A 19,153-nucleotide genomic window follows, 5' to 3' on the forward strand; every position below is an offset into this window, starting at 1 on the left:
CCGACGCAAAACCGCTACGCACTTTTGCTGGAACTGCTCTAGCGGATCAGGATCGCCCGGAAGTCATTGACATTGGTTCCGGTCGGTCCCGTCTCGAACAGGTCGCCGATGGCGGCAAAGCCGGAGTAGCTGTCATTGCGCTCCAGCAACGTCCTGCCATCGAGGCCTGCGCCGAGGAAGCGCTGCGCTGTCGTCCCGTCGACGAAGGCACCGGCATTGTCTTCCGATCCATCGATGCCGTCCGTGTCCGCAGCAAGTGCCGCGACCGGCGTGCCGCCTATCGCAAGGGCCAGGGAAAGGGCGAATTCGCCGTTGCGACCGCCCCTGCCACCCTTCGAGCGCAGGGTGACAGTTGTCTCGCCGCCGGACAAAAGCACGGCAGGCTTCCGGAACGGCCGGTCCTTCAAGGCAACTTCCCGGGCAAGTGCGGCATGGACAAGTGCGACGTCGCGGGCCTCGCCCTCGACGGAATCGGACAGGATATGCGCTTCGATGCCTTGCATGCGAGCAAGCTCCGCTGCCGCCTCCAGTGAAACGCCGGCAGAGGCGATGACATGATATTCGTTGCGGGCAAAACGAGCATCGTCAGGCGTCGGTGCATCGGCCGCGGGTGTGTTCAGATGAGCGATGATCGCCGACGGCAGTGTCATCCGATATTGTTCGATGATCGCAAGTGCCTCCTGCCGCGTGCTTTCGTCGGGCACGGTTGGACCGGAAGCGACGAAGGCAGGGTTGTCGCCGGGAATATCCGAGACGATCAGGCTGACGATCCGCGCCCTGGTCGCTGCCGCCAGCCGTCCGCCCTTGATGGTCGAGACATGCTTGCGCACCACGTTCATGGCCGAGATGGGCGCACCGGAGGCGAGCAGCGCTTCGTTGAGCGCGATCTCGTCCTGCAACGTCAATCCTTCGGGCGGAGAGGGGAGGAGTGCCGAACCGCCACCGCAGATCAGGGCGATGACCAGATCATCTTCCGAAAGACCCGAAACCGCATCCATCAGCCGGCGGCTGGCAACAAGCCCGGCCTCGTCCGGCACAGGGTGGGCAGCCTCGATGATTTCAATCGTCTTGGTCTCGCATCCATAGCCGTAGCGGGTGACCACAATGCCGCTCAATGCCGGACCGCTCCAGACTGTTTCCAGCGCGGCTGCCATTTGCGCAGCACCCTTGCCGGCACCGATAACCACGGTCCGACCATTCTCCGGTGGTTGCGGCAAGTGTTTGCGGATGCCCGTCAGGGGGTCGGCAGCCTTGACGGCGGCATCGAACAGCGATGTCAGCAGTTGGCGGTCATTCACAAGTCCACTCCCTCTACTCTCGACCTTCGTTCTGATCACGCAAGCTCGCACGCGTCAATGAGTCGGCACCATCGCAGTAACGAGCCGTCGCTATCGCTCCGCTGCAAACCGAATAGCCGGGATGCGAGCAGGCATATGTGGCGGGACGCTATGTCTGCTACCATCGTCATGAAGGCAACATTCCATAACCTGGCAGTTATCCATCTCTCCGCATTTATCATTTTACCATGCATGGAAGCAGTGTCATGGTTGCCTCGGGAGGATCGCATGCACTTTGCCACCATCACTGGCATTGCCAACCACTGCGACGTCCGGCTCATCGATGCCGGCGGCGAAATGGATGCGCCCGTTTTCGTTTTCATCAATTCATTCGGCACGGACTTCCAGATGCGGAAACACGTGCGCAGCAAGCTTTCAGATAAGCTCGCCACACTCCTCCATGACAAACGCGGCCATGGCCTGTCGGTCGGGCATGAACGCGACCATTCCGTTTGACATGCGAGCCCACAAGTTTGACATCGTGTCGCGAGGGCGACGTTCCACCCTGTTCGAGACCCCGCGGGAGAGAAACTGACGTGGCGCGGATCGAGCACGAGGCACGCCCGCAGACCTTGATTGGCATGCGGGAAGGCGACACGGTGCAGTTCGACATCCACCTGCAGGGAAAGCGGGAAACCGTCTTCTTCGACATCTGATATGGCAAGAGGAGTTGCATGAGCATCGCGGCCTTCGATCATCCATTTCTTTCCGGCCTCGTCGGTGACGACGAGATCGCGGCACTGTTCGGAGCGGAGGCGGATATCGCGGCGATGCTATCCTTCGAAGCGGCTCTTGCTGAGGCCTCAGCCGCGCACGGGCTCATCCCACACGGCGCGGCGCGGCAGATCGCAGAAGTATGCAGGCGGATAAGGCCTGACATCGACAGGCTTCGACTTGCCACCGCGCGGGATGGCGTGGTTGTGCCGGAACTCGTCAGGCAGTTGCGTGATGCAGTGAGTGGCGAAGCAGCAACCCATGTCCATTTCGGCGCCACCAGCCAGGATGTAATCGACACATCGCTGATGATCCGCCTGAAGCGAGCTTCCGTACTGTTCGAAAGCCGGCTTCTGGCGCTTATCGATGGTCTTGATGTGCTGGCGGCGCGCTTTGGCGATGCCGCCTTGATGGGCAAGACAAGGATGCAGCCCGCGCTGCCGATCACCACCGGCGAGCGCATCGGGATCTGGCGCGATCCGCTCGCTCGCCATCACGCGCGGCTGCAATCTCTTCTGGGATCCCACTTCGTCATACAGTTGGGCGGAGCAGTGGGAACGCTCGAAAAATTCGGCGACAAGGCGGGCGATGTTCGGTGCGATATGGCGGCGGTCTTGCAGCTCGCCGATGCCCCTCAGTTCCACAGCCAGCGCGACCGGATCGTCGAGATTGCCAACGTCCTGGCGATGATCACCGGCTCGCTCGGCAAATTCGGGCAGGATGTGGCGTTGATGGCGCAGGCAGGATCCGAGATTTCACTGTCTGGCGGCGGGGGATCTTCGGCCATGGCGCACAAGCAGAACCCCGTCGCTGCGGAAGTCCTCGTCGGGCTTGCCCGATTCAACGCAGTCCAGGCGGGCGGCATGCAGCATGCGATGATCCATGAGCAGGAGCGGTCGGGGGCAGCCTGGGCGCTGGAATGGCTGATCCTGCCGCAGATGGTGATGACCACCGGCGCCGCACTCAGGCTGGCTCACGAACTTATCGACAATATCCGTCGTGTGGGGAAAAGCGAGGAGGACGCTTGACTTGCACGCAATGCAGCAAGCGATAAAGCCTGCTGCGAGATGGACGGATGCTCGGCAGGCGATGACGAATGTGTCATTGTGGCGGGTATGAAGAAGGCAGGATGATCGGCTTCAGGGAGGACATGATGAAGAGCCTGTTTTTGACCACTGTCGCATGTGCCATGCTTGGCACGGCGGCATTTGCGGATACGATAAAGGTGGGTGTGATCGGGCCGTTTTCCGGTCCGTTCGCACTTCAGGGCAAGAACTTCAAGGCCGGGATCGATGCCTGGCTCGCGGTGAACGGGAACAAGGTCGGTGATGACGAGATCGAGATCGTCTATCGCGACATACCGGCCGCGGATCCGGCAAAATCCAAGGCGCTGGCGCAGGAACTGGTGGTGCGCGAGAAGGTCCAGTATCTCGCGGGCTTCTATTTCACGCCCGACGCGATGGCCGCGACGCCTCTGCTGCAGCAGGGCAATGTACCGATGGTGGTGATGAATGCCGCCACGTCGGCGATCGTCACCACCAGCCCCTATGTCGTGCGTACCTCCTTCACCACCTGGCAGACGACGACGCCCATGGCGACGGTCGCAAGGGAATCCGGCGTCAGCAAGGTGATCACCCTCGTCAGCGACTACGGTCCCGGTATCGATGCTGAAAGCGCCTTCAAGGCTGCTTTCGAAAAGGATGGCGGAAAAGTTGTCGAAGCAATCCGCATGCCGCTTTCGACGAATGACTTTTCGCCATTGATGCAGCGGGTCAAGGATTCCGGCGCGGAAGCCCTGTTCGCCTTCCTGCCGTCCGGCCCTCCGACGCTTGCCTTCGTCAAGGCCTATAACGATACCGGGCTGAAGACTGCCGGCATCAAATTTCTTGCAACCGGCGACCTGACGCAGGAATCGGATCTGCCGGCACTCGGGGAACAGGCAACCGGCCTGATGACGACCTTCCACTACGCTGTGTCTCACGATTCACCGGAAAACAAGGCGTTTGTCGAGGCGGCAAGCAAGGCGATCGGAAACCCGGCGGAGCTCTCCTTCCCGGCCGTCGGCGCCTATGACGGGATGTATGTGATCTCCAAGATGATCGAGGCGACGGGCGGCGAGCAGAATGCCGACCAGGCCGTCGAGGCAGTCAAGGGCCTGACCTGGACGAGCCCACGGGGTCCGGTCACCATCGATCCGGACAGCCGCCACATCACCCAGACGATCTACCTGCGGGAAGTGGCAAAGGACGGCGACCACTACATCAACAAGGAAGTGAAGAGCTTTGAGAAGCAGGGAGATCCCGGCCTCGCACATGTGAAGAAGTGACGACCGACGAGCACCATTAGCAATGGGCGTGCTGCCGCAGGGCGGCACGCCAAGACGGAAAGGCCGTTGAATTCATGCAGACCGTCTTGAGTGTGGCCATCGATGCCCTGGCCTATGGCATGGTGCTGTTCGTCATTTCGATCGGCCTCTCCATTACCATGGGCCTGATGCGGGTGGTGAACCTCGCCCATGGCGCGTTTGCCATGATCGGTGGTTATCTCGCTTCCTACGCGGCACGCGATCTCGGCCTTGGATATGCGGCGGCTCTGCTGATCGCGGTCATTGGAACGATCATCATCGCCATTCCGCTGGAGCGCTTTCTCTATCGGCGGATCTACGGCGCACCGGAACTGACGCAGGTTCTGATGACGATCGGCATCACTTTCTGCATCATCGGCATCGCCAATTTCGTCTTCGGCCCGACGCTGAAGACCATCCCGCTGCCGGAGACCTTGCGCGGCGCGACCGATGTAGGCTTCCGAACGATCGCCACCCACCGCATTTTCGCGATTGCGATCGGTGCCGCCATAGCCGTGCTGCTGTGGTGCCTGGTGGAAAAGACATCATATGGGATCCGGCTCAGGGCCTCGGTCGACAACTCTGCGATGGCAGCAGCGCTCGGGGTGCGGACAGAACTCGTCTATGCGGCAAGCTTTGCGATCGCCGTGGGACTTGCAGCACTTGGCGGAGCGGTCGGCGCGGAACTCCTGCCGGTAGAGCCCTATTATGCCCTGCGCTACATGGTGACCTTCCTTGTCGTCGTTTCGATCGGCGGCAGCGGCTCGATCGGCGGCGCGCTGCTGGCATCGCTGCTTCTCGGCGCGATCGATACGACTGGCCGTTACTTCGCACCCGAATACGGCGAGTTCTTCTTTTATCTGGCGGTGATCGTTATCGTTGCCGTGTTCCCCCGCGGCCTTGCCGGACGGAGGGCATGATGACGGATGTTCTGGGCCGTGATCGGCCAGCCGATTTCTGGAGCAGATTGAAAGAGAGCAGCCTTCCCGGCGCTCTTGCCATATTCGTCGTCGGGATTGCCGGCTTCTTCCTGCTGCCGGACAATCTCGCGCTGTTGACGCGGATCATCGCGATTGCTTTTCTGGTCCTGTCGCTCGATCTCGTCACAGGCTATTGCGGTGTTGCGACGCTCGGACACGCTGCCCTCTTCGGTGCGGGTGCCTACGGCGCGGGCATCGCCGCCGTACATTTCGGCGTGACGGATCCGATTGCCATGACGATTGTCGGCGGTGTCAGTGGCGCGATCGCCGGCCTCGTCTGCGGCAGCGTCATTCTGCGCGCCCACGGCCTGCCACAACTCGTGCTATCGATCGCGGTCATCCACCTCTTCCATGAAGCGGCCAACAAGGCGTCGAGCTGGACCGGCGGCAGCGATGGATTGTCCGGCATCATGCCGGACCCGCTGCTCGGCCTGTTCGAATTCGATCTCTGGGGCAAGACGGCCTATCTCTACGGTATTGGCCTGCTTCTCGTCGTCTTCGTTTTTCTGCGGATGATCGTCCATTCGCCGTTCGGCCTCATGGCGCGCGGTGTGAGGGAGGATCATGTGCGGGTCGCGGCCATGGGTGTTTCGGTCCATTCCGTGCTGCTCCGGATGTATGTTCTGTCGGGCATGGTCGCCGGCATTGGCGGTGCCCTGTCTGCCGTCGCGACACAGGTCGTCGGGCTCGACAGCCTGTCCTTCACGCTCTCTGCCCAGGCGCTTGTCATGCTCGTCGTCGGCGGAACCGGCTCCCTCTACGGCGCGCTGATCGGCACCGTGCTGTTCCTGTTTTTCGAGGATGTCGTTTCAGCCGCCAACCCCTTCCATTGGCTGGCAATCGTCGGCGCATTGCTGATCGCCGTCGTGCTGTTTGCCCCGCGCGGTCTGTACGGAACGGCGATCTCGATCATCAGGGAACGCAGGAAGAAGTCAGCCGCATGACCCCGCTTCTCGATATCCGCAGCCTGAGGAAGACATTTGGCGGTCTGAGCGTCACCAACGACGTATCGCTTTCCCTGCACCCGGGCGATCGGGTGGCCCTTATCGGGCCCAACGGTGCCGGAAAGACAACTTTCGTCAATCTGGTCACCGGCGCGTTGAAGCCGGACGGCGGGCGGGTCTCGCTCAATGGCATGGATGTCACGCGATCAAGGCCAACGGAGCGCGTGAAGCGCGGGCTCGTAAGGTCTTTCCAGGTAACCCGGCTGTTCAAGGATATGACGCCCGAGGAGCATATTGCTTGCGCGGTACTTCAGCGAATGGGCAAAGCAGGGCGGATGTTGGGGCGCCACGGCCGGATGACGGATGTGATGACCGAAGTGGGAGACATTCTCGACTTCCTGCAATTGAGCGGGATCGCCAACGTCAGGGTCCGCGAGATCGCCTACGGGCAGCAACGCCTGCTGGAGCTCGCCATAGCGCTGGCGCTGCGACCACGGGTCCTGCTTCTCGACGAACCGGCGGCGGGTATTCCGCACGCCCAAACGGGCCTTATCGAAAAGGCATTGGAACGGCTGCCGGCCGATCTCGCGGTTTTGATGATCGACCATGACATGGATCTTGTCTTCCGCTTTGCCAAAAGGGTCATCGTGCTTGCGGCCGGGAGCGTCATCTTCGACGGATCACCCCAGGCGGTGGCGCAGGACGCCCGCGTGAGGGAAGCCTATCTCGGGAGCTACGCCCATGCCCGCTGAGATGCTCGAAGTCCGGAACCTGTCTGCCGGCTACGGACCGACGCATATCATCGAGAATCTGTCCTTTTCGCTCGAGGCAGGCCGAAAGCTCGCCATTCTCGGGCGCAACGGCATGGGCAAGACGACGCTGCTTGCCACGCTTGCGGGGCAGACGCGTCGTTATGGCGGCACGATCCGTCTCGGAGAGAAGGAGATCACAGAGAGGTCCAGTGCTGCGCGCGCCAATGCCGGTCTTGGCTACGTGCCACAGACGCGCGACGTCTTCCCGAGCCTCAGCGTCGAGGAAAATCTGCTTGTCGGACTGAAGGACCGGCCGAAGGAGGCTGTTTCGGAAGCCTATGACATGTTTCCACGGCTGAAGGAGCGCCGCAGAAACCTCGGCAACCAGCTTTCCGGCGGCGAGCAGCAAATGCTCTCGACAGCCCGCAGCATATTGGGTCAGCCCAGCGTGCTCCTGCTTGACGAACCACTGGAAGGCCTCGCTCCCGTCATCTGCGAGGAGTTGATGGCAGCATTCTCGCGGTTGGCGGAAGGTCGTCTCATGACCATCGTACTGGTCGAGCAGCGCATTCAGAGCGCACTCGACTTCGCCGACCAGGTGATCATACTTGAACGAGGCCGAATTGCCTGGCAGGGAACGGCGCCCGATCTCGCCCGCGACCAGCATACGATCGACCGATTGCTCGGCATTGGTCATCTCTAGTGGATCGCCGCCGACCACAGTCACAACTGTAACGCTCTTTGCGCTGCCGGAAACATGGAGGTTAGAACCAACCTCTAGGTTCGCCACAGTCAGCGAGGAAAGGAGCCTGCTGTGGTTACTACGATGGATCCCAAACTCACCGGTCACAAAGAGGTAGACAGACCCGATTCAGGCCTGCGTGCGCCGAAAGATGTACCGCCGAGCGACCGGTCAACGACGGTCGTGGGCCGAGACCTGCAAGCCCTTCGTGATGTCCTCTCCCTGCATCTGGTCGATCCACGACGAGGAGGGGCAGAAAGCATGTCCCGTGCCCCATCAACGGCCTCTGAGATCCCACCAGTCCGGCAAGCGGCTGTAAAGGCAGGAAGCACGCACTTTCTCCAGCTTTATATCTGCACGCCGCTGGAAGGCGACATCGAAGAGCCTGCTCCATCGGCTGAGGTACCGGCCGTTGACCAGCGTGCCCATCATTTCCTCGATGTCCGCGGGGCTTGGCAATACTTCACGCGCCAGCGGGAACTCAGGCGGCAGCGCGATCAACTGATGCTGATGAATGACTACATGCTGCGCGATATCGGCATCGAAAACCGCATGGAGATCGCAGGATTGATGCGTGGCCGCCGCTACATGGAGTAATGTGCCGCAAATGGAGCAATTGCCTAGGCAGGCGTCTCGGCATTGAGTTCTCGGACGAGAGGAAGAAAGTGCTGCCCATTTGCTCTCCAGCACCGTCGTAATGCTTCGCATGATCTACATCGATGAATATATTCGTGATGTAGATCGGAGGTCGGGCGCGTAGTCCGTCCCTCAATCGCCGCTGCCGTCAATGCGCAAGCGGCGCAACTCGGCCTGTAAAATGATCACAGGCCGACAATGATCTCGGAAGCTTCCGGTCGCACTGTTTTTCGGGAGAGCACTATCGAAGACATGTCGTCTGAAGGGTCTTCTGCCACTGAGCTGTAAGGCGATTGAGAAGACGTCTGCGACTGCGCCAGCAGTGCCGCTTGAGTTCGATTGGCGGCGCCGAGTTTTCTCATGATCTGGCGCACATGAACCTTGACGGTGGCCTCCTGCATATTGAGTTCCCGAGCAATATGCTTGTTTGACCGGCCGAAGCGAAGCCGTTCCAGAACTTCCGTCTGTCGTTGCGTCAGATTGGGCGAGGATCCGTCCGTTGAGCGATGGCGCCCGGGCATGCGCGCATGCATCGAAAGGGTAGCCAAAAGGGCTTCGCGCGGGAAATACGTACCGCCATTCATGATGAAGATCAGCGCCTGCTTGACGATGTCCAATGGCAGTATCGCGGGGAGGAATGCCTGAAAGCCCATCTCGGCAGCCGAGACCGCGTCATCCGGATCCGTCCGATCCGAAATTATTGCGCAAGGCCCCGAGAACGCTGCCTTGGCGGAGAGGAGCAGTTCATGCTGCTCCGTTTCAGCGAGCGATGCGCCGCCGGTATTGATCAGTACAAGCCGGATATCATCGTCATCCCTCAGATCCATGACGTCGTTGGGTGCATATGATGTCAGGCTGAGGTCCTGGCCGTCCGCCCACGGCTCGAGTGCGGAAAGCATGCATGCACGGCGCATAGCAAGTCCGTCGATTAAAACGACTAAACCACTTTTTATCTGTTGTTTCGTGTCCATTTTTCTATCTCCTGCAAGCAGTAATTTCAAATCTCACGAATAGAACCTTGGGATTACTGTTCCCAGTTAACGTATCCGGCTCCAGATTTTCAATTTTCCTAAGGGCTAATAAGCCTTAAGGTTGCACATGTGTGCACTGCCGGATCGAATTCGCCTGGTGAAAACACAGTACGCTCTCATTCTTCCAAAAGAGGACATTCCACACAGGAGAAAATCAATGCTATTCCGTAATACTAACACAGAATTACTGTATCGTCTACTATAGAAGTCTTATCTAAAATTCTAATATACATCAGCGCTCTTAATAAATCAGGATTAATATCCAGACAGAGAATCCATAACACTGTTCTTATTATTATCGTTGAGATGAATTTCTTACATCACCGCTTAAAAGGCGTATTTTCGAGATCGATCGCCCAGGATTCTGGAAGAGAACCCGTCGGAATCGGGCGGCTCTCCCGGTCAAGCCTCATTCGCCGAGCGCCAAGCCGATGACTGCCAATGCCTTTGGAGGCAGGCGGAACAAAACAAGCCGCGTTAAGCCTCATAACTACGCCGGATCGCGAGATTATCAAGCTTAAGGTGGATAGCGACAGGAAGTTGGTGATCATCGATAAGGCGGCAAGGATCTGCCGCCTCTCCCGCAAGGAGCGAGCGCAAGCTATATCCGCGGATTTGATCAGCATCCCGTCCATTTGAGCGCCCCCTTTGCGCCCTGATACCCCATTTATGAGGATAGGCTTATCTTACTTCCTAGTCCAGCAGTAGAGATACAAATAAGACTACTCCTTAAGATTTACTTCTACTTTGACTACACATTAAGAACGAGACTGCGGGCATTTTCACCTTTAGGCGCACCTTTCGCCAAAGCTGTCTTAGCCGCCTCTTGAGAGCTTAAGCTATTGCCTGACGCTGCTATCTTGATTTGCATGCCGCACTTCACGGCAACAGCAGCGCTCCAAGGTGTAGCGTCGCTGCGACGCATCGCCAGGAGCCGGGAATTGCAAGAAGAAGATCGTACAGTGCTGATCTTTGATGAAAGGCCGTTGCGAAGGGAGGCCTATATTTGCCTGCTGGCGCCCTGGGCTGCAGCGCAGAACCTGACGATCGTAGGCCACGGCGTATTCGATCATTCATCCATCGACCACAATTCCGCCCTGACGATAATTTGCGTCGGAAGCCGGCCGGTGGCCGAGCTTCACTTGAGACCTGATCTCTCTCCCGAGAATCTGGCCTCTCCTCCGCTGGTGGTGATATCCGACCTCGACGATCCCGCCGAAATTGCTGCCGCGCTGCAGCTCGGCGCACAAGGTTTCGTGCCGACGACGGCAATGCCTGAACTCGCCGTCAATACGATGACGTTCGTGATGTCAGGCGGAGAGTTCTTTCCTGTCTCAGTCCTGCAGTCACCTAACAAATAGTACCACAAGGGACGCCTCGACTGCGCTGATGGGCAGTCCGGCAAGGCATCTCCATCCTGCCGCCAGTCCTGGCATTTTCAGGCGATCACCGTACCGCCTGCTGCTCGCCGTTCTCGTCGGATCGTGAGGTATCGGCACCGAGATCGCCGGGGATAGCAGCGCTCTGAGCAAGACTTGGGCCGCGAGCTGTTGTGTCCCCCGTGACCGCCGCAGTACCACTCGTCGGCACCGGCCAATGCTGCGGAGTTTCGATGCTCACTTCGATCAGGTCGCGCGGCTCGACCGGCGTGTCCGCCGTTGCGGTGATGCGGGTTACCCCGCCATCCACCTCGGTGCGCGTCACGTAAAAGATTATCTTTCGCTCATTGGCGACGTCCTGATCGAGCAAGAGTTCCTGGATGCGGCTGTCTGTTTCTCCAAGCAGCAATTCCGCGGTACGGGCCTTGAGGTTCGCTGCCGAAATCTGACGGACGATCTCGTTCAGCTCGGTCTGGATCTCGGAGTTCTTCGTGTTGACGATCTCCTCGCCTTCACGATTGTTTTCCTCCAGTGACTGGCGCGCGCGCAGCAACTGGAACTGGAAGTCGAGTACCCGGCTTTCACCTTCGGTTTCCTCACGCTCCAGCGCCAGTCGCCGCGAACTCTGCACCAGCCCCCTGTCGAGCAGCGAACTGACGGTCTTCAGCTCGTTCTGCACCACGGTCGTCTGCCGTTCCTGGGCCGTGATCTTGCTCTGCAAGGTCCCGATTTCGCCGGCATAGAGAAGGCCCAGGCCCTTGGCGGAGTCAAGTTTGCTCCCCGTCTCGACCTTGCGCAGCTTCATCAACTCCAGCTCCTCGGACTGGAGAGCAAGGGCTCCACCGAAATTCGTCAGCGACGTTGGAATGTCGAAGGTCTCCTGTCCATTTTTCTCGGCACGCAGCCGCGCCTCGCGCATGAGCAATCCATAGTATTCGAGCCTTGCCGCACCATAGAGGCCGGCAGCCTGGATACGGTCGCGCTCCAGGCGTCCGCGTGTGTTCTCTGCCTCCTTCTGCAGCCCGCCAGCCAGGCTTATAGCCTTCATGATGGTGAGATCGGGGCTGAATGCATATTGGCCCGGTACCTCGACGGCACCGACAATGTAGATCGGACCATATTGCGCAACCTCCACTGCCGCAAACAGGCCGGCTTCGCCGACGACTGTGCGCAGGCGCGCGGTAATCGCCTCGCCCAGCTCGCGGGTCGTCAAACCCTTGGCATTGACGCCGCCGATCATGGGCGGGGCAACGGAGCCGTCCGCGCCGATCAGATAGGTGCCGTTCAGCACCGTCCAGTCTCTGAATTCCCCTTCGCCCGATCGCCATTCCACGACCCTGAGCGCAATTCGATCCTGCGCCACGAGCCGATAGGGCTCGGCCGCGAAGGCAACGCCGCCGCTACACAACAGCGCCAGCAAAAGCAGGAACCATAGCGACAGTTTGCTCCGGACTGCTGAATATGCGGCGCTGAGCTTCGCTGGTGTTGCGCGAGATATCGGTGACGGTTGGCTGGTCATTTTGTCACTCCGCGGGGTTGAAGTTGCCAGGCGCTTTTTGCGCAGGGCCGATCGCGACGAGAAGATGGTGCACGAACCGGGCGGGCGATCGCGGCAGCTTTCGGTTCAGAGCATGCAGCCTTTCGGCGTCGCTTGCCGTGAGGGCGGAAAAGATACGAAGCCCCGCCAGATACAGAAGTACAAAAAGGCCCATGGCGAGGACCAATCCGACCATGCCGCCGATGAACTGCACCGCCAGATAGGCACCGCCGGTGGCCGGCATGGTTGCGAGAAATATGCGCGCGAGCTCGGCAAACGGGTAGGTGAAGCGAAGCCTCGCTGTCACGAACCAGATCCCGGCCGCAATCATCAGAAGTTGCGTGATCGATCGGGAAACCGCCGCGCCTGCAAGGCCGAATACCGGGATGATCGATGCGCCAAGCAGGATCGAGAGAAAGGCGCCTAAAAGCGAGCAGTAGAAAATGAAGTCGCTACGCGCCAGCGCGTTCACCGCATGGGTGCCGATCACCGCAGTCACGGAAATCGCTGCGGCCGCGCACACCATCATCGCTGCGGGGACAGAAGGCCCGAACTGCGAGCCGTAGAGAAGCTCCACGACGACGGGAAGGATGGCGACCATGCCCATGCAGGCAGGAAAGGCAACCATGGCAAGAAGTCGTGTTCCTCCGGAAAAAGCGCGCTGCAGGCCCGCAGTGTCGCCCCTTCCGTGTCGCTCGGACAGGAGAGGCAGGAAGGCACCGGTCAAGAGCAACGGCCCCTGCGCCGCGAGAGCGGATAGCGCCAGCGCAACGCTGAAAAGTCCGACTTCACGCGCGCCCCAGAAATATTGCAGCAGGAATATCTCGATACGCGACCAGACGAAAATATTGCAGACGTTTGCCGCCCAGGCGAACCGTTGATACCGGCGGACCTCGGTCCTGACGGAGCGGTCCAGGCCACCGGGCCGAAACAAAAGGCACAAGGTGACGATCGCAAGCGGGATCTGGCCCAAACCATAGCCGACAATCGCCCCCGTCACCCCGATTGTGAGGGCTGAACAGAAGACGAAAGCCAGTTGTGCGACCATCGAGAGGAGGCTCAGGCCCGCCAGCGTGCGGAAGCTGCGCCGCCCGCGAAGATAGGCGACACCGAACATGGCCATCGTCTGGATAAAGACGGACAGACTCAAGAGGAGGAGGAAGGAAATGCGGGGAGGCTCGGGCAGGGATCCGGCAAGCGCCGGCAAGTCCATGAATGACGGTGTCTGGCCGGAGATTGCCAGTGCCAGGAATAATGCCAAGCCAATAGCCGTATAGGCGAAGAGGTGCCGCGCGAGACGACCTGCCAACGCGTGAGCGGCCCGGGCATCGTCCTGTCCGTAAAGGGTGGCCTGGAAACGCACGACGCTTGTCGCAGCTCCCCCATCCAGAATGGTCGCCGCCAACAAACATAAAGCAATGAAGAAATAGAACTCCCCCGTATCCGCCAGACCCATAAAATTAGCAACAATAACCCCGCTAAGGAAATTTCCGGAAAGGAGGAAAACTCCAGACGAAGCGGAATATAATGAATTAGAAACCATGTTATTTTTCATAATACTCTCCGAAATCTCGAAGAAATATTGAATTTATCCATATCCATGATAAATTTTACATTTGAAAATTTCTGGAGGGGACCTTCATGCCTGTTGTCCGCCTGCATAAATCCAATGCCTCCTATTTCGTGATGCTGGTATTGCTGTCCTGGTTCGGCAACGAAGTGCCGGACGCACACAGCGCGGACATCGAGCCCGACAAATGGCAGCGAACCTTCAGCGAGGAGTTTGATGCACTTGACGTATCCGCCAGAGGACCGGGCACGCGGTGGACTGCGCACACCCCGTGGAACGGAGACTTCGGCGATGCCCGCTTCATGGATCCCGCAAAGGATTTCCCGTTTACCATCAAAGACGGCGTCCTGAGCATCGAGGCGCGGAAATCCGCCGGCGGTGCCTGGCAGTCGGGCCTGCTTTCCTCCTCCGACCCCACCGGGAGCGGCTTCAAGCAGAAGTTCGGATATTTCGAGGTTCGCGCCCGACTTCCGCGCGGGGAGGGAGTATGGCCGGCCTTCTGGCTCAGCAGTCGCGGTGAGGCCGGCGGCGTCGAGGTCGATATCCTCGAGCACTATGGGCATGCACCTCAGCGTTATACCGCTGCATTCCACATCTGGAATCGCAAGGACCCATCGAAGTCCACGCACAGCCATCAATGGGTCGACGTGCCACCCGGTAGCCTCTCGACGGACTTTCATACGTTCGGCGCCTCGGTCGATCCCGAATTCATCCGCTACTTCTTCGACCGACGCGAAGTCTGGTCCGTGCCGACGCCTACGGAATTCCAGCTGCCGTTCACGATCCTCGTCAATCTTGCGCTCGGCGCAGGCTGGCCTATCGTCAACACCCCCAACCCTTCGATCATGGAAGTCGATTACATCAGGGCGTGGGCTCTGCCCGAGCACTAGGGAAACTGGAATACGGCGGTGGACGAGGCTGGCGCTGATCATCTTGCGACCCCTTCGAGGATCGCGAGCAGCCGGGAGATCTGAAGCTCAACATCCAGATCCGGTCGTGCAGCATAGCTGAGCGCCGCACTACGCTTGCTCTCATAGAAGTCTTGATCGGCCCAGAGACCGCGCAACTCGCGGGCCCAGACGGCTGGCGGAGCCTCTCTGTCGAGCAGAATTCCACCCGGCCCGACGGATTCCGGCAATGCTCCCGCGGTCGTGGCGATAACCGGAATGCCGCTTATCTGGGCTTCACTGACAACGCGCCCCCATGTCTCGTCCCACTGGCTGGGTACAAGCAGGATCCGTGTCCGAGCGTAGATCTCCGACATGTTTGAGCTTCGCTGAAGAAGCGTGACATTGGGCAACGCCTTCAGGTTCTGCTTGAGTTCGGCCTCCTCCCGCGCCGAGAGCGGCCAACCGCGGGCAAAAAGGAAGGGGATCTGCGGGCACAGCCTTGCGAGCTCGAGGGCCAGGGCTAGCCCCTTGGTGTAAATCGGATTGATGAAGGTGACATACGTGCCCCGACCCTGTGTTCGGTAGAGGTCAGAGATGAAGACCGGCGGGATGATCGGAGGCTTTATGCCGAAGCGCTTCTCAAACCGGGTAGCGGTGAAATTGGAATTGGCGATATAGGCCGAAAATGGCAGATCCTGCCCGCTTCCTTTCCAGGCACGAGGTCCGGTATCGAACTCCAATCCGTGAAGATAGGCGACGCTGGGCACGCCTTTGCTGCGGAAAGTACGGCCGATCTCGACCATGTTTCCGTTCTGCACGATCACGATGTCCGGATTGTCCAAGTCGCGCACGTCCCGCCACGGCTTCAACGATCGATAGACGGGATAACCGAGTTTTCGGTCCACAGAGATGTCACGCCGGCGGATCTTGTTGGCCACAAATCGGGATGCGCCGAAGAGATCCCGTAATGAGAGCTTCGACAGCACGGCCACCGGCAGGCCGCGCTTGTTCATCTCGAGCGCCAGGTGATGCGTATTGACCTCCAATCCACCGACAATCTGAGGCAGGTGCGGTGTCCCACTGGCGAAGAGGAGAGTCACGATCGCATCTCCTCAGTCAGCCTTGCGAACGAGCGGAACAAGATGAAGCCATTCCTGAACCGAAGTCCGTCGTTCATTCATAAGTTCGACCGCCGCTCGCGGCATCCACTTCGCCACATTGGGAAGCTGACGTGACGGAAAGTCCGAGAGCCTCCGCGGCTGGGCGAGAATGGATGTGATCGTGTGGGTATGGGCGAAGCGGCGGCAGAGCGTGGCGCTGCAGCCGGGGGCCATATCATCATGAGTCTCGACCAGGATCTCGGCTCGCTCAAGCTCCGGAATGGCGAGGTTATCGAGCAACGACATTTCGCCGCCCTCGATGTCGCAGAAGACGAGCGGACGGGCTCCTGCGGTTTTCAGCACCTCTTCCAGATCAGCAGGAGTGCAGAAACCATGCAGCGAGATCTTGTCTGCGACGTTGTTTGCCTCCGCCGTCCGCCAGAGAAGCGCATGATGCTGTGGGAGCGCTTCGAAGGCGATCACGCGAGCCGATGGCATCGCGCGGGCAAAACCGACCGCATAGTAGCCATCGGCGGCACCGATGTTGATTATGCTTTCGTGGCCGCCGCAAATGATCGCCTCGATCGTGGAGTGCAATTCCAGTTCCTGGGTGCCGAGCAGATAGGAGAGATGATCGCGGTTTGACCCGGGGCTGAGGTGAAGGGCCATGCCCTGGAATGGCCCGGCCATGACACGATCACCGGCTGCGCGCCTCACTATCATCGAAGCCATTTCCCAGGTCGGAAACGCAGCAACGCATAGGGATGCGTAGGGATTCCGGCAGTCGCCGATAGGCGCGCCAGAGCCCCATTGCAAGCGAGTTACCCTGAATCATCGTCCATGTTGCATCACGCATGACTATCTCTCCTTTCGATTTGGAAGTTTGCGCCGATCAGCACCCGATCTTTCTCGCCGCCATGGATCCGACCCTAGAAATCTAGCGCCCGGACGGGCGTGAGACGGCGTCTGAAAAGGTCACCAAGAGCGCATGCATTTCCATAGAGACGCCCGGCGCGGTCGGGCACGCGCTCACCGCGCGCCGCTCCGTACAGATTCGCGGCGACGTTTCGAGCGATGTGATTGAGCCCTTTCTTCCAGGAACAGGTTCCCTTTCCCATCAGGTAGATGGGATTGGCGACCTGCGAATAGCCGAGTTTCTGCCCACTCTGGCGGCCGCCGGACACACCCAGATGGACCCCATAGGCCCATTCGGCACGGGCAATTCGGCCGTGCGCTGCGATGCTCCTGCTGAAATCGACGTCTTCCAGCCAGGCATAGAGCGGAAGCGTCTCATCGAAGGCCAGTCCATGACGCCGAACCGGCTCCAGGCGCACGGCCATATTGCAGCCATAGCCGTTATAGACTTCGCTTAGTGGCCTGGAGGGCTTGTCTCGTGGCCCCGAAAGGATCTCGCTCGCCTGATCGTAGGTGACGGCCCGCCCTTTGGCGCCATCAGCCAGGACATTGCCCGTCGTCATGATCACATCCGGATGGCCCAGAAAAACTGCCTCGGTTTCTTTGAGGTAGTTGCGCGCCGGGACGAAATCGTCATCGAGGAAAACGAGGATGTCGAGATCGTCTGCGGCGGCCATAAGGTGATTGCGCTGACGTGGCAGGCCGTTCGGCCCGACGAGGCACCGCAAGGTGGGGCCACGTGAAGTGACCCCTTCCAGATCCTCCGGCGCCGGGGCACATATCAGGATGCGATCCGCCAATCGGCTCTGCTCGGCGAGCTGGGATACCAGGCGAGCCACGACAGCGGCTCGGCCCTTCGTTGCAACCGCCACGCCAAGACGAAGCTGTGGCACCGTTGCCGTGGCTGAGATTTGCGGCGTCGTCGGCGAGGCGAGCATTGTCATGCCTCCTCGTCCCGGCGGGCATAGGCCCAGACCATCACCGGGAAGTTCGGCTCGTTAACAAGCGAGTTCAACGGCCCCGCCTTGCGCCATCGGCTGAAATTGGCCTTGACGCATTGGCGGTTGCCCCATGACCGGGTCGTGATGTTCTTCTCGTCGAAGCCGGCTTCCTGCAGGAGGCAGGAAAGCCCCGTCTCCGTCCAGCGGTTGCAGTCGATCGGCGAGGCGTGAACCCGCAGGAGGAACGGCGTTGCTATGATGAATGTCCCACCGGGGCGCAGCATCGCATGAACGTTGCGCGCGGCGCGCAGAGGCCATTTCAAGTGTTCGAAAACCTGATCGGCAATGATCAGGTCGAATTGCCGGTCCATCGCCTCGCTGCAGATATCGAAGCCGGGATATTGCGTGGACAGATAGGAGCGGAAGGCGAATTCACGCTGCCACTGAACGCCACCCGAAATCTCCATGACATCAAGTTTTTCCGGCCCAAGCTCACGAATACGCGCGAAGGCATCGCGATAGAGCATGACCCTGACCCAGTCGTCGGTCGGATAACCCATGGCCCGCAGGGACTTCCGCAACTGGTCCTTCAAAGCAGGATATGTGCGCAGTTGCGCCATCTTAATCATGGAGATCTCCACTTCGCTTTCTTCTGTTGGGGCGATGCGTTCAGGACGATCCCCAGCAGTTCGGCTCCCGTGGTACGCAACTGCCGGGCAACATCGGATAGCGTCAGGAAGGCGGTCACGCCGTGGCGGGCTACAATGATCAGTCCGTCGAGATGGGGAGAGATCGATTTGGCATCCGTCGACGTCTGAAGCGGCGGCAGATCGAACAGAATAAGGTCGAACCGCTCCCTCATATCCCCGAAATTGAGCGCGGTCTGCTCGGATCCGATACGATCGCCTGGCGTGACGCGACCGAACCGCCCGATCGGAAGGATGGTCAGGTCACTGCTGACCTGTCGGATGAATTCCGGATAGGCATCCTGATGGTTAAGCAGGTCCATCAGGCTGGGGCCGTGCTGGCCTGCAAGATTGCTGAGTGTGGGGTTCGCAGCCGATGCATCTACGATCAGCGTGCGTGTTCCAGCTGCAGCCGCGGTCTGCCCCACGTGGTAGACAAGGCTGGTCGCACCCGTCTGCGGCTCCACGCCTATAAGGCCGATGAGTTTGGCTTTGTGGGCGCGCCTGAGCCCAGTGATCGCCGCCTTGAGATCCTTGATGTCGCGTTCGAAGGATGGAGCGTGAAGCGCCGCAATTCTGCCTGCCAATGTCCCGTCTCCGAGCTTGGCAGCCTTTGCATGCGGCACCTTCGTGATCGATCCTAGGCAGGGCATTC

19 protein-coding genes and 2 pseudogenes are annotated in these 19,153 nt (G+C 59.7%); 12 read left to right on the forward strand and 9 right to left on the reverse strand.

The annotated features are described in order from the left end of the window. Positions 1-38: 38 nt before the first annotated feature. On the reverse strand, positions 39-1,298 hold the full coding sequence (locus tag BM216_RS01720) for a glycerate kinase type-2 family protein (protein ID WP_092993961.1): 1,260 nt from the start codon (positions 1,296-1,298) through the stop codon (positions 39-41). A gap of 150 nt (positions 1,299-1,448) precedes the next feature. Here BM216_RS01720 and BM216_RS01725 point away from each other — a divergent pair, with 150 nt between their 5' ends. The 10 genes and pseudogenes from BM216_RS01725 (at position 1,449) to BM216_RS01765 (ending at position 8,410) form a co-directional block, all read left to right on the forward strand. Further along, positions 1,449-1,793 (forward strand): hypothetical protein, encoded by a 345-nt coding sequence (locus tag BM216_RS01725; protein ID WP_143102704.1) that lies wholly within the window; start codon positions 1,449-1,451, stop codon positions 1,791-1,793. Further along, positions 1,771-1,872, forward strand: a pseudogene (locus BM216_RS33220) (protocatechuate 3,4-dioxygenase subunit beta); the annotation flags it as partial. The gene BM216_RS01725 and the pseudogene BM216_RS33220, both read left to right, overlap by 23 nt. A 1-nt stretch (position 1,873) precedes the next feature. Continuing rightward, positions 1,874-1,993, forward strand: a pseudogene (locus BM216_RS01730) (protocatechuate 3,4-dioxygenase subunit alpha); the annotation flags it as partial. Positions 1,994-2,011: 18 nt separating this feature from the next. Further along, positions 2,012-3,079 carry a 3-carboxy-cis,cis-muconate cycloisomerase gene (locus BM216_RS01735; RefSeq protein ID WP_092993968.1) on the forward strand — a complete coding sequence of 356 codons (1,068 nt, stop codon included), beginning with the start codon at positions 2,012-2,014 and terminating at the stop codon, positions 3,077-3,079. 125 nt (positions 3,080-3,204) lie between these two features. Beyond that, on the forward strand, positions 3,205-4,377 hold the full coding sequence (locus BM216_RS01740; RefSeq protein ID WP_092995037.1) for an ABC transporter substrate-binding protein: 1,173 nt from the start codon (positions 3,205-3,207) through the stop codon (positions 4,375-4,377). Between the two features lie 74 nt (positions 4,378-4,451). Beyond that, positions 4,452-5,315, forward strand: a complete 864-nt coding sequence (locus tag BM216_RS01745; RefSeq protein ID WP_092993972.1) for a branched-chain amino acid ABC transporter permease — start codon at positions 4,452-4,454, stop codon at positions 5,313-5,315. Further along, positions 5,315-6,319: a branched-chain amino acid ABC transporter permease gene (locus tag BM216_RS01750; RefSeq protein ID WP_092993975.1), complete on the forward strand. Its 1,005-nt coding sequence runs from the start codon at positions 5,315-5,317 to the stop codon at positions 6,317-6,319. Before BM216_RS01745 ends, BM216_RS01750 begins: the two co-directional genes overlap by 1 nt. Further along, entirely contained in the window at positions 6,316-7,071 is a 756-nt protein-coding gene (locus BM216_RS01755; RefSeq protein WP_092993978.1) for an ABC transporter ATP-binding protein, read from the forward strand. Before BM216_RS01750 ends, BM216_RS01755 begins: the two co-directional genes overlap by 4 nt. Further along, complete coding sequence (locus BM216_RS01760) at positions 7,061-7,774, forward strand: ABC transporter ATP-binding protein (protein ID WP_092993981.1); 714 nt, start codon at positions 7,061-7,063, stop codon at positions 7,772-7,774. The genes BM216_RS01755 and BM216_RS01760 overlap by 11 nt, the downstream gene beginning before the upstream one ends. A 123-nt stretch (positions 7,775-7,897) precedes the next feature. Further along, a complete protein-coding gene (locus BM216_RS01765; RefSeq protein WP_092993986.1) occupies positions 7,898-8,410 on the forward strand; it encodes a DUF1127 domain-containing protein in 513 nt (170 codons plus the stop codon). A gap of 224 nt (positions 8,411-8,634) precedes the next feature. Here BM216_RS01765 and BM216_RS01770 read toward each other — a convergent pair whose 3' ends face one another. Next, complete coding sequence (locus BM216_RS01770; RefSeq protein WP_092993989.1) at positions 8,635-9,420, reverse strand: helix-turn-helix transcriptional regulator; 786 nt, start codon at positions 9,418-9,420, stop codon at positions 8,635-8,637. Positions 9,421-10,421: 1,001 nt separating this feature from the next. Here BM216_RS01770 and BM216_RS01780 point away from each other — a divergent pair. Next, positions 10,422-10,841, forward strand: coding sequence for a response regulator (locus BM216_RS01780; RefSeq protein ID WP_092993995.1), 420 nt, complete (start codon positions 10,422-10,424; stop codon positions 10,839-10,841). 85 nt (positions 10,842-10,926) lie between these two features. Here the strand turns inward: BM216_RS01780 and BM216_RS01785 are convergent, their stop codons facing one another. Both BM216_RS01785 and BM216_RS01790 read right to left on the reverse strand, forming a co-directional pair. Next, entirely contained in the window at positions 10,927-12,378 is a 1,452-nt protein-coding gene (locus BM216_RS01785) for a polysaccharide biosynthesis/export family protein (protein ID WP_092993998.1), read from the reverse strand. 4 nt (positions 12,379-12,382) lie between these two features. Further along, positions 12,383-13,951 (reverse strand): oligosaccharide flippase family protein, encoded by a 1,569-nt coding sequence (locus BM216_RS01790; protein ID WP_092994001.1) that lies wholly within the window; start codon positions 13,949-13,951, stop codon positions 12,383-12,385. 86 nt (positions 13,952-14,037) lie between these two features. On the opposite strand from BM216_RS01790, the gene BM216_RS01795 reads away from it, so the two are divergent. Then, a complete protein-coding gene (locus BM216_RS01795; protein WP_244530036.1) occupies positions 14,038-14,856 on the forward strand; it encodes a glycoside hydrolase family 16 protein in 819 nt (272 codons plus the stop codon). Positions 14,857-14,894: 38 nt separating this feature from the next. On the opposite strand, the gene BM216_RS01800 is transcribed toward BM216_RS01795, so the two are convergent. The 5 genes from BM216_RS01800 to BM216_RS01820 form a co-directional block, all read right to left on the reverse strand. Then, positions 14,895-15,956 (reverse strand): glycosyltransferase, encoded by a 1,062-nt coding sequence (locus BM216_RS01800; RefSeq protein WP_143102705.1) that lies wholly within the window; start codon positions 15,954-15,956, stop codon positions 14,895-14,897. A 12-nt stretch (positions 15,957-15,968) separates the two neighbouring features. Continuing rightward, positions 15,969-16,679 (reverse strand): class I SAM-dependent methyltransferase, encoded by a 711-nt coding sequence (locus BM216_RS01805; protein WP_092994007.1) that lies wholly within the window; start codon positions 16,677-16,679, stop codon positions 15,969-15,971. Between the two features lie 206 nt (positions 16,680-16,885). Continuing rightward, positions 16,886-17,809 (reverse strand): glycosyltransferase family 2 protein, encoded by a 924-nt coding sequence (locus BM216_RS01810; RefSeq protein ID WP_092994010.1) that lies wholly within the window; start codon positions 17,807-17,809, stop codon positions 16,886-16,888. A 2-nt stretch (positions 17,810-17,811) separates the two neighbouring features. Beyond that, complete coding sequence (locus tag BM216_RS01815) at positions 17,812-18,441, reverse strand: class I SAM-dependent methyltransferase (RefSeq protein WP_177230674.1); 630 nt, start codon at positions 18,439-18,441, stop codon at positions 17,812-17,814. After that, positions 18,438-19,085: a CpsD/CapB family tyrosine-protein kinase gene (locus tag BM216_RS01820; RefSeq protein WP_177230675.1), complete on the reverse strand. Its 648-nt coding sequence runs from the start codon at positions 19,083-19,085 to the stop codon at positions 18,438-18,440. The genes BM216_RS01815 and BM216_RS01820 overlap by 4 nt, the downstream gene beginning before the upstream one ends. Positions 19,086-19,153: the final 68 nt, after the last annotated feature.

The organism is Rhizobium sp. NFR07 (assembly GCF_900111905.1).
Lineage (GTDB): Bacteria > Pseudomonadota > Alphaproteobacteria > Rhizobiales > Rhizobiaceae > Neorhizobium.

Coding starts and splice junctions, on each gene's coding strand:
- BM216_RS01725 (WP_143102704.1), top strand. CDS start 1,449: ATGTCTGCTACCATCGTCATGAAGGCAACATTCCATAACCTGGCAGTT.
- BM216_RS01735 (WP_092993968.1), top strand. CDS start 2,012: ATGAGCATCGCGGCCTTCGATCATCCATTTCTTTCCGGCCTCGTCGGT.
- BM216_RS01740 (WP_092995037.1), top strand. CDS start 3,205: ATGAAGAGCCTGTTTTTGACCACTGTCGCATGTGCCATGCTTGGCACG.
- BM216_RS01745 (WP_092993972.1), top strand. CDS start 4,452: ATGCAGACCGTCTTGAGTGTGGCCATCGATGCCCTGGCCTATGGCATG.
- BM216_RS01750 (WP_092993975.1), top strand. CDS start 5,315: ATGACGGATGTTCTGGGCCGTGATCGGCCAGCCGATTTCTGGAGCAGA.
- BM216_RS01755 (WP_092993978.1), top strand. CDS start 6,316: ATGACCCCGCTTCTCGATATCCGCAGCCTGAGGAAGACATTTGGCGGT.
- BM216_RS01760 (WP_092993981.1), top strand. CDS start 7,061: ATGCCCGCTGAGATGCTCGAAGTCCGGAACCTGTCTGCCGGCTACGGA.
- BM216_RS01765 (WP_092993986.1), top strand. CDS start 7,898: ATGGATCCCAAACTCACCGGTCACAAAGAGGTAGACAGACCCGATTCA.
- BM216_RS01770 (WP_092993989.1), bottom strand. CDS start 9,420: ATGGACACGAAACAACAGATAAAAAGTGGTTTAGTCGTTTTAATCGAC.
- BM216_RS01785 (WP_092993998.1), bottom strand. CDS start 12,378: ATGACCAGCCAACCGTCACCGATATCTCGCGCAACACCAGCGAAGCTC.
- BM216_RS01790 (WP_092994001.1), bottom strand. CDS start 13,951: ATGAAAAATAACATGGTTTCTAATTCATTATATTCCGCTTCGTCTGGA.
- BM216_RS01795 (WP_244530036.1), top strand. CDS start 14,038: ATGCCTGTTGTCCGCCTGCATAAATCCAATGCCTCCTATTTCGTGATG.
- BM216_RS01805 (WP_092994007.1), bottom strand. CDS start 16,679: ATGATAGTGAGGCGCGCAGCCGGTGATCGTGTCATGGCCGGGCCATTC.
- BM216_RS01810 (WP_092994010.1), bottom strand. CDS start 17,809: ATGCTCGCCTCGCCGACGACGCCGCAAATCTCAGCCACGGCAACGGTG.
- BM216_RS01815 (WP_177230674.1), bottom strand. CDS start 18,441: ATGATTAAGATGGCGCAACTGCGCACATATCCTGCTTTGAAGGACCAG.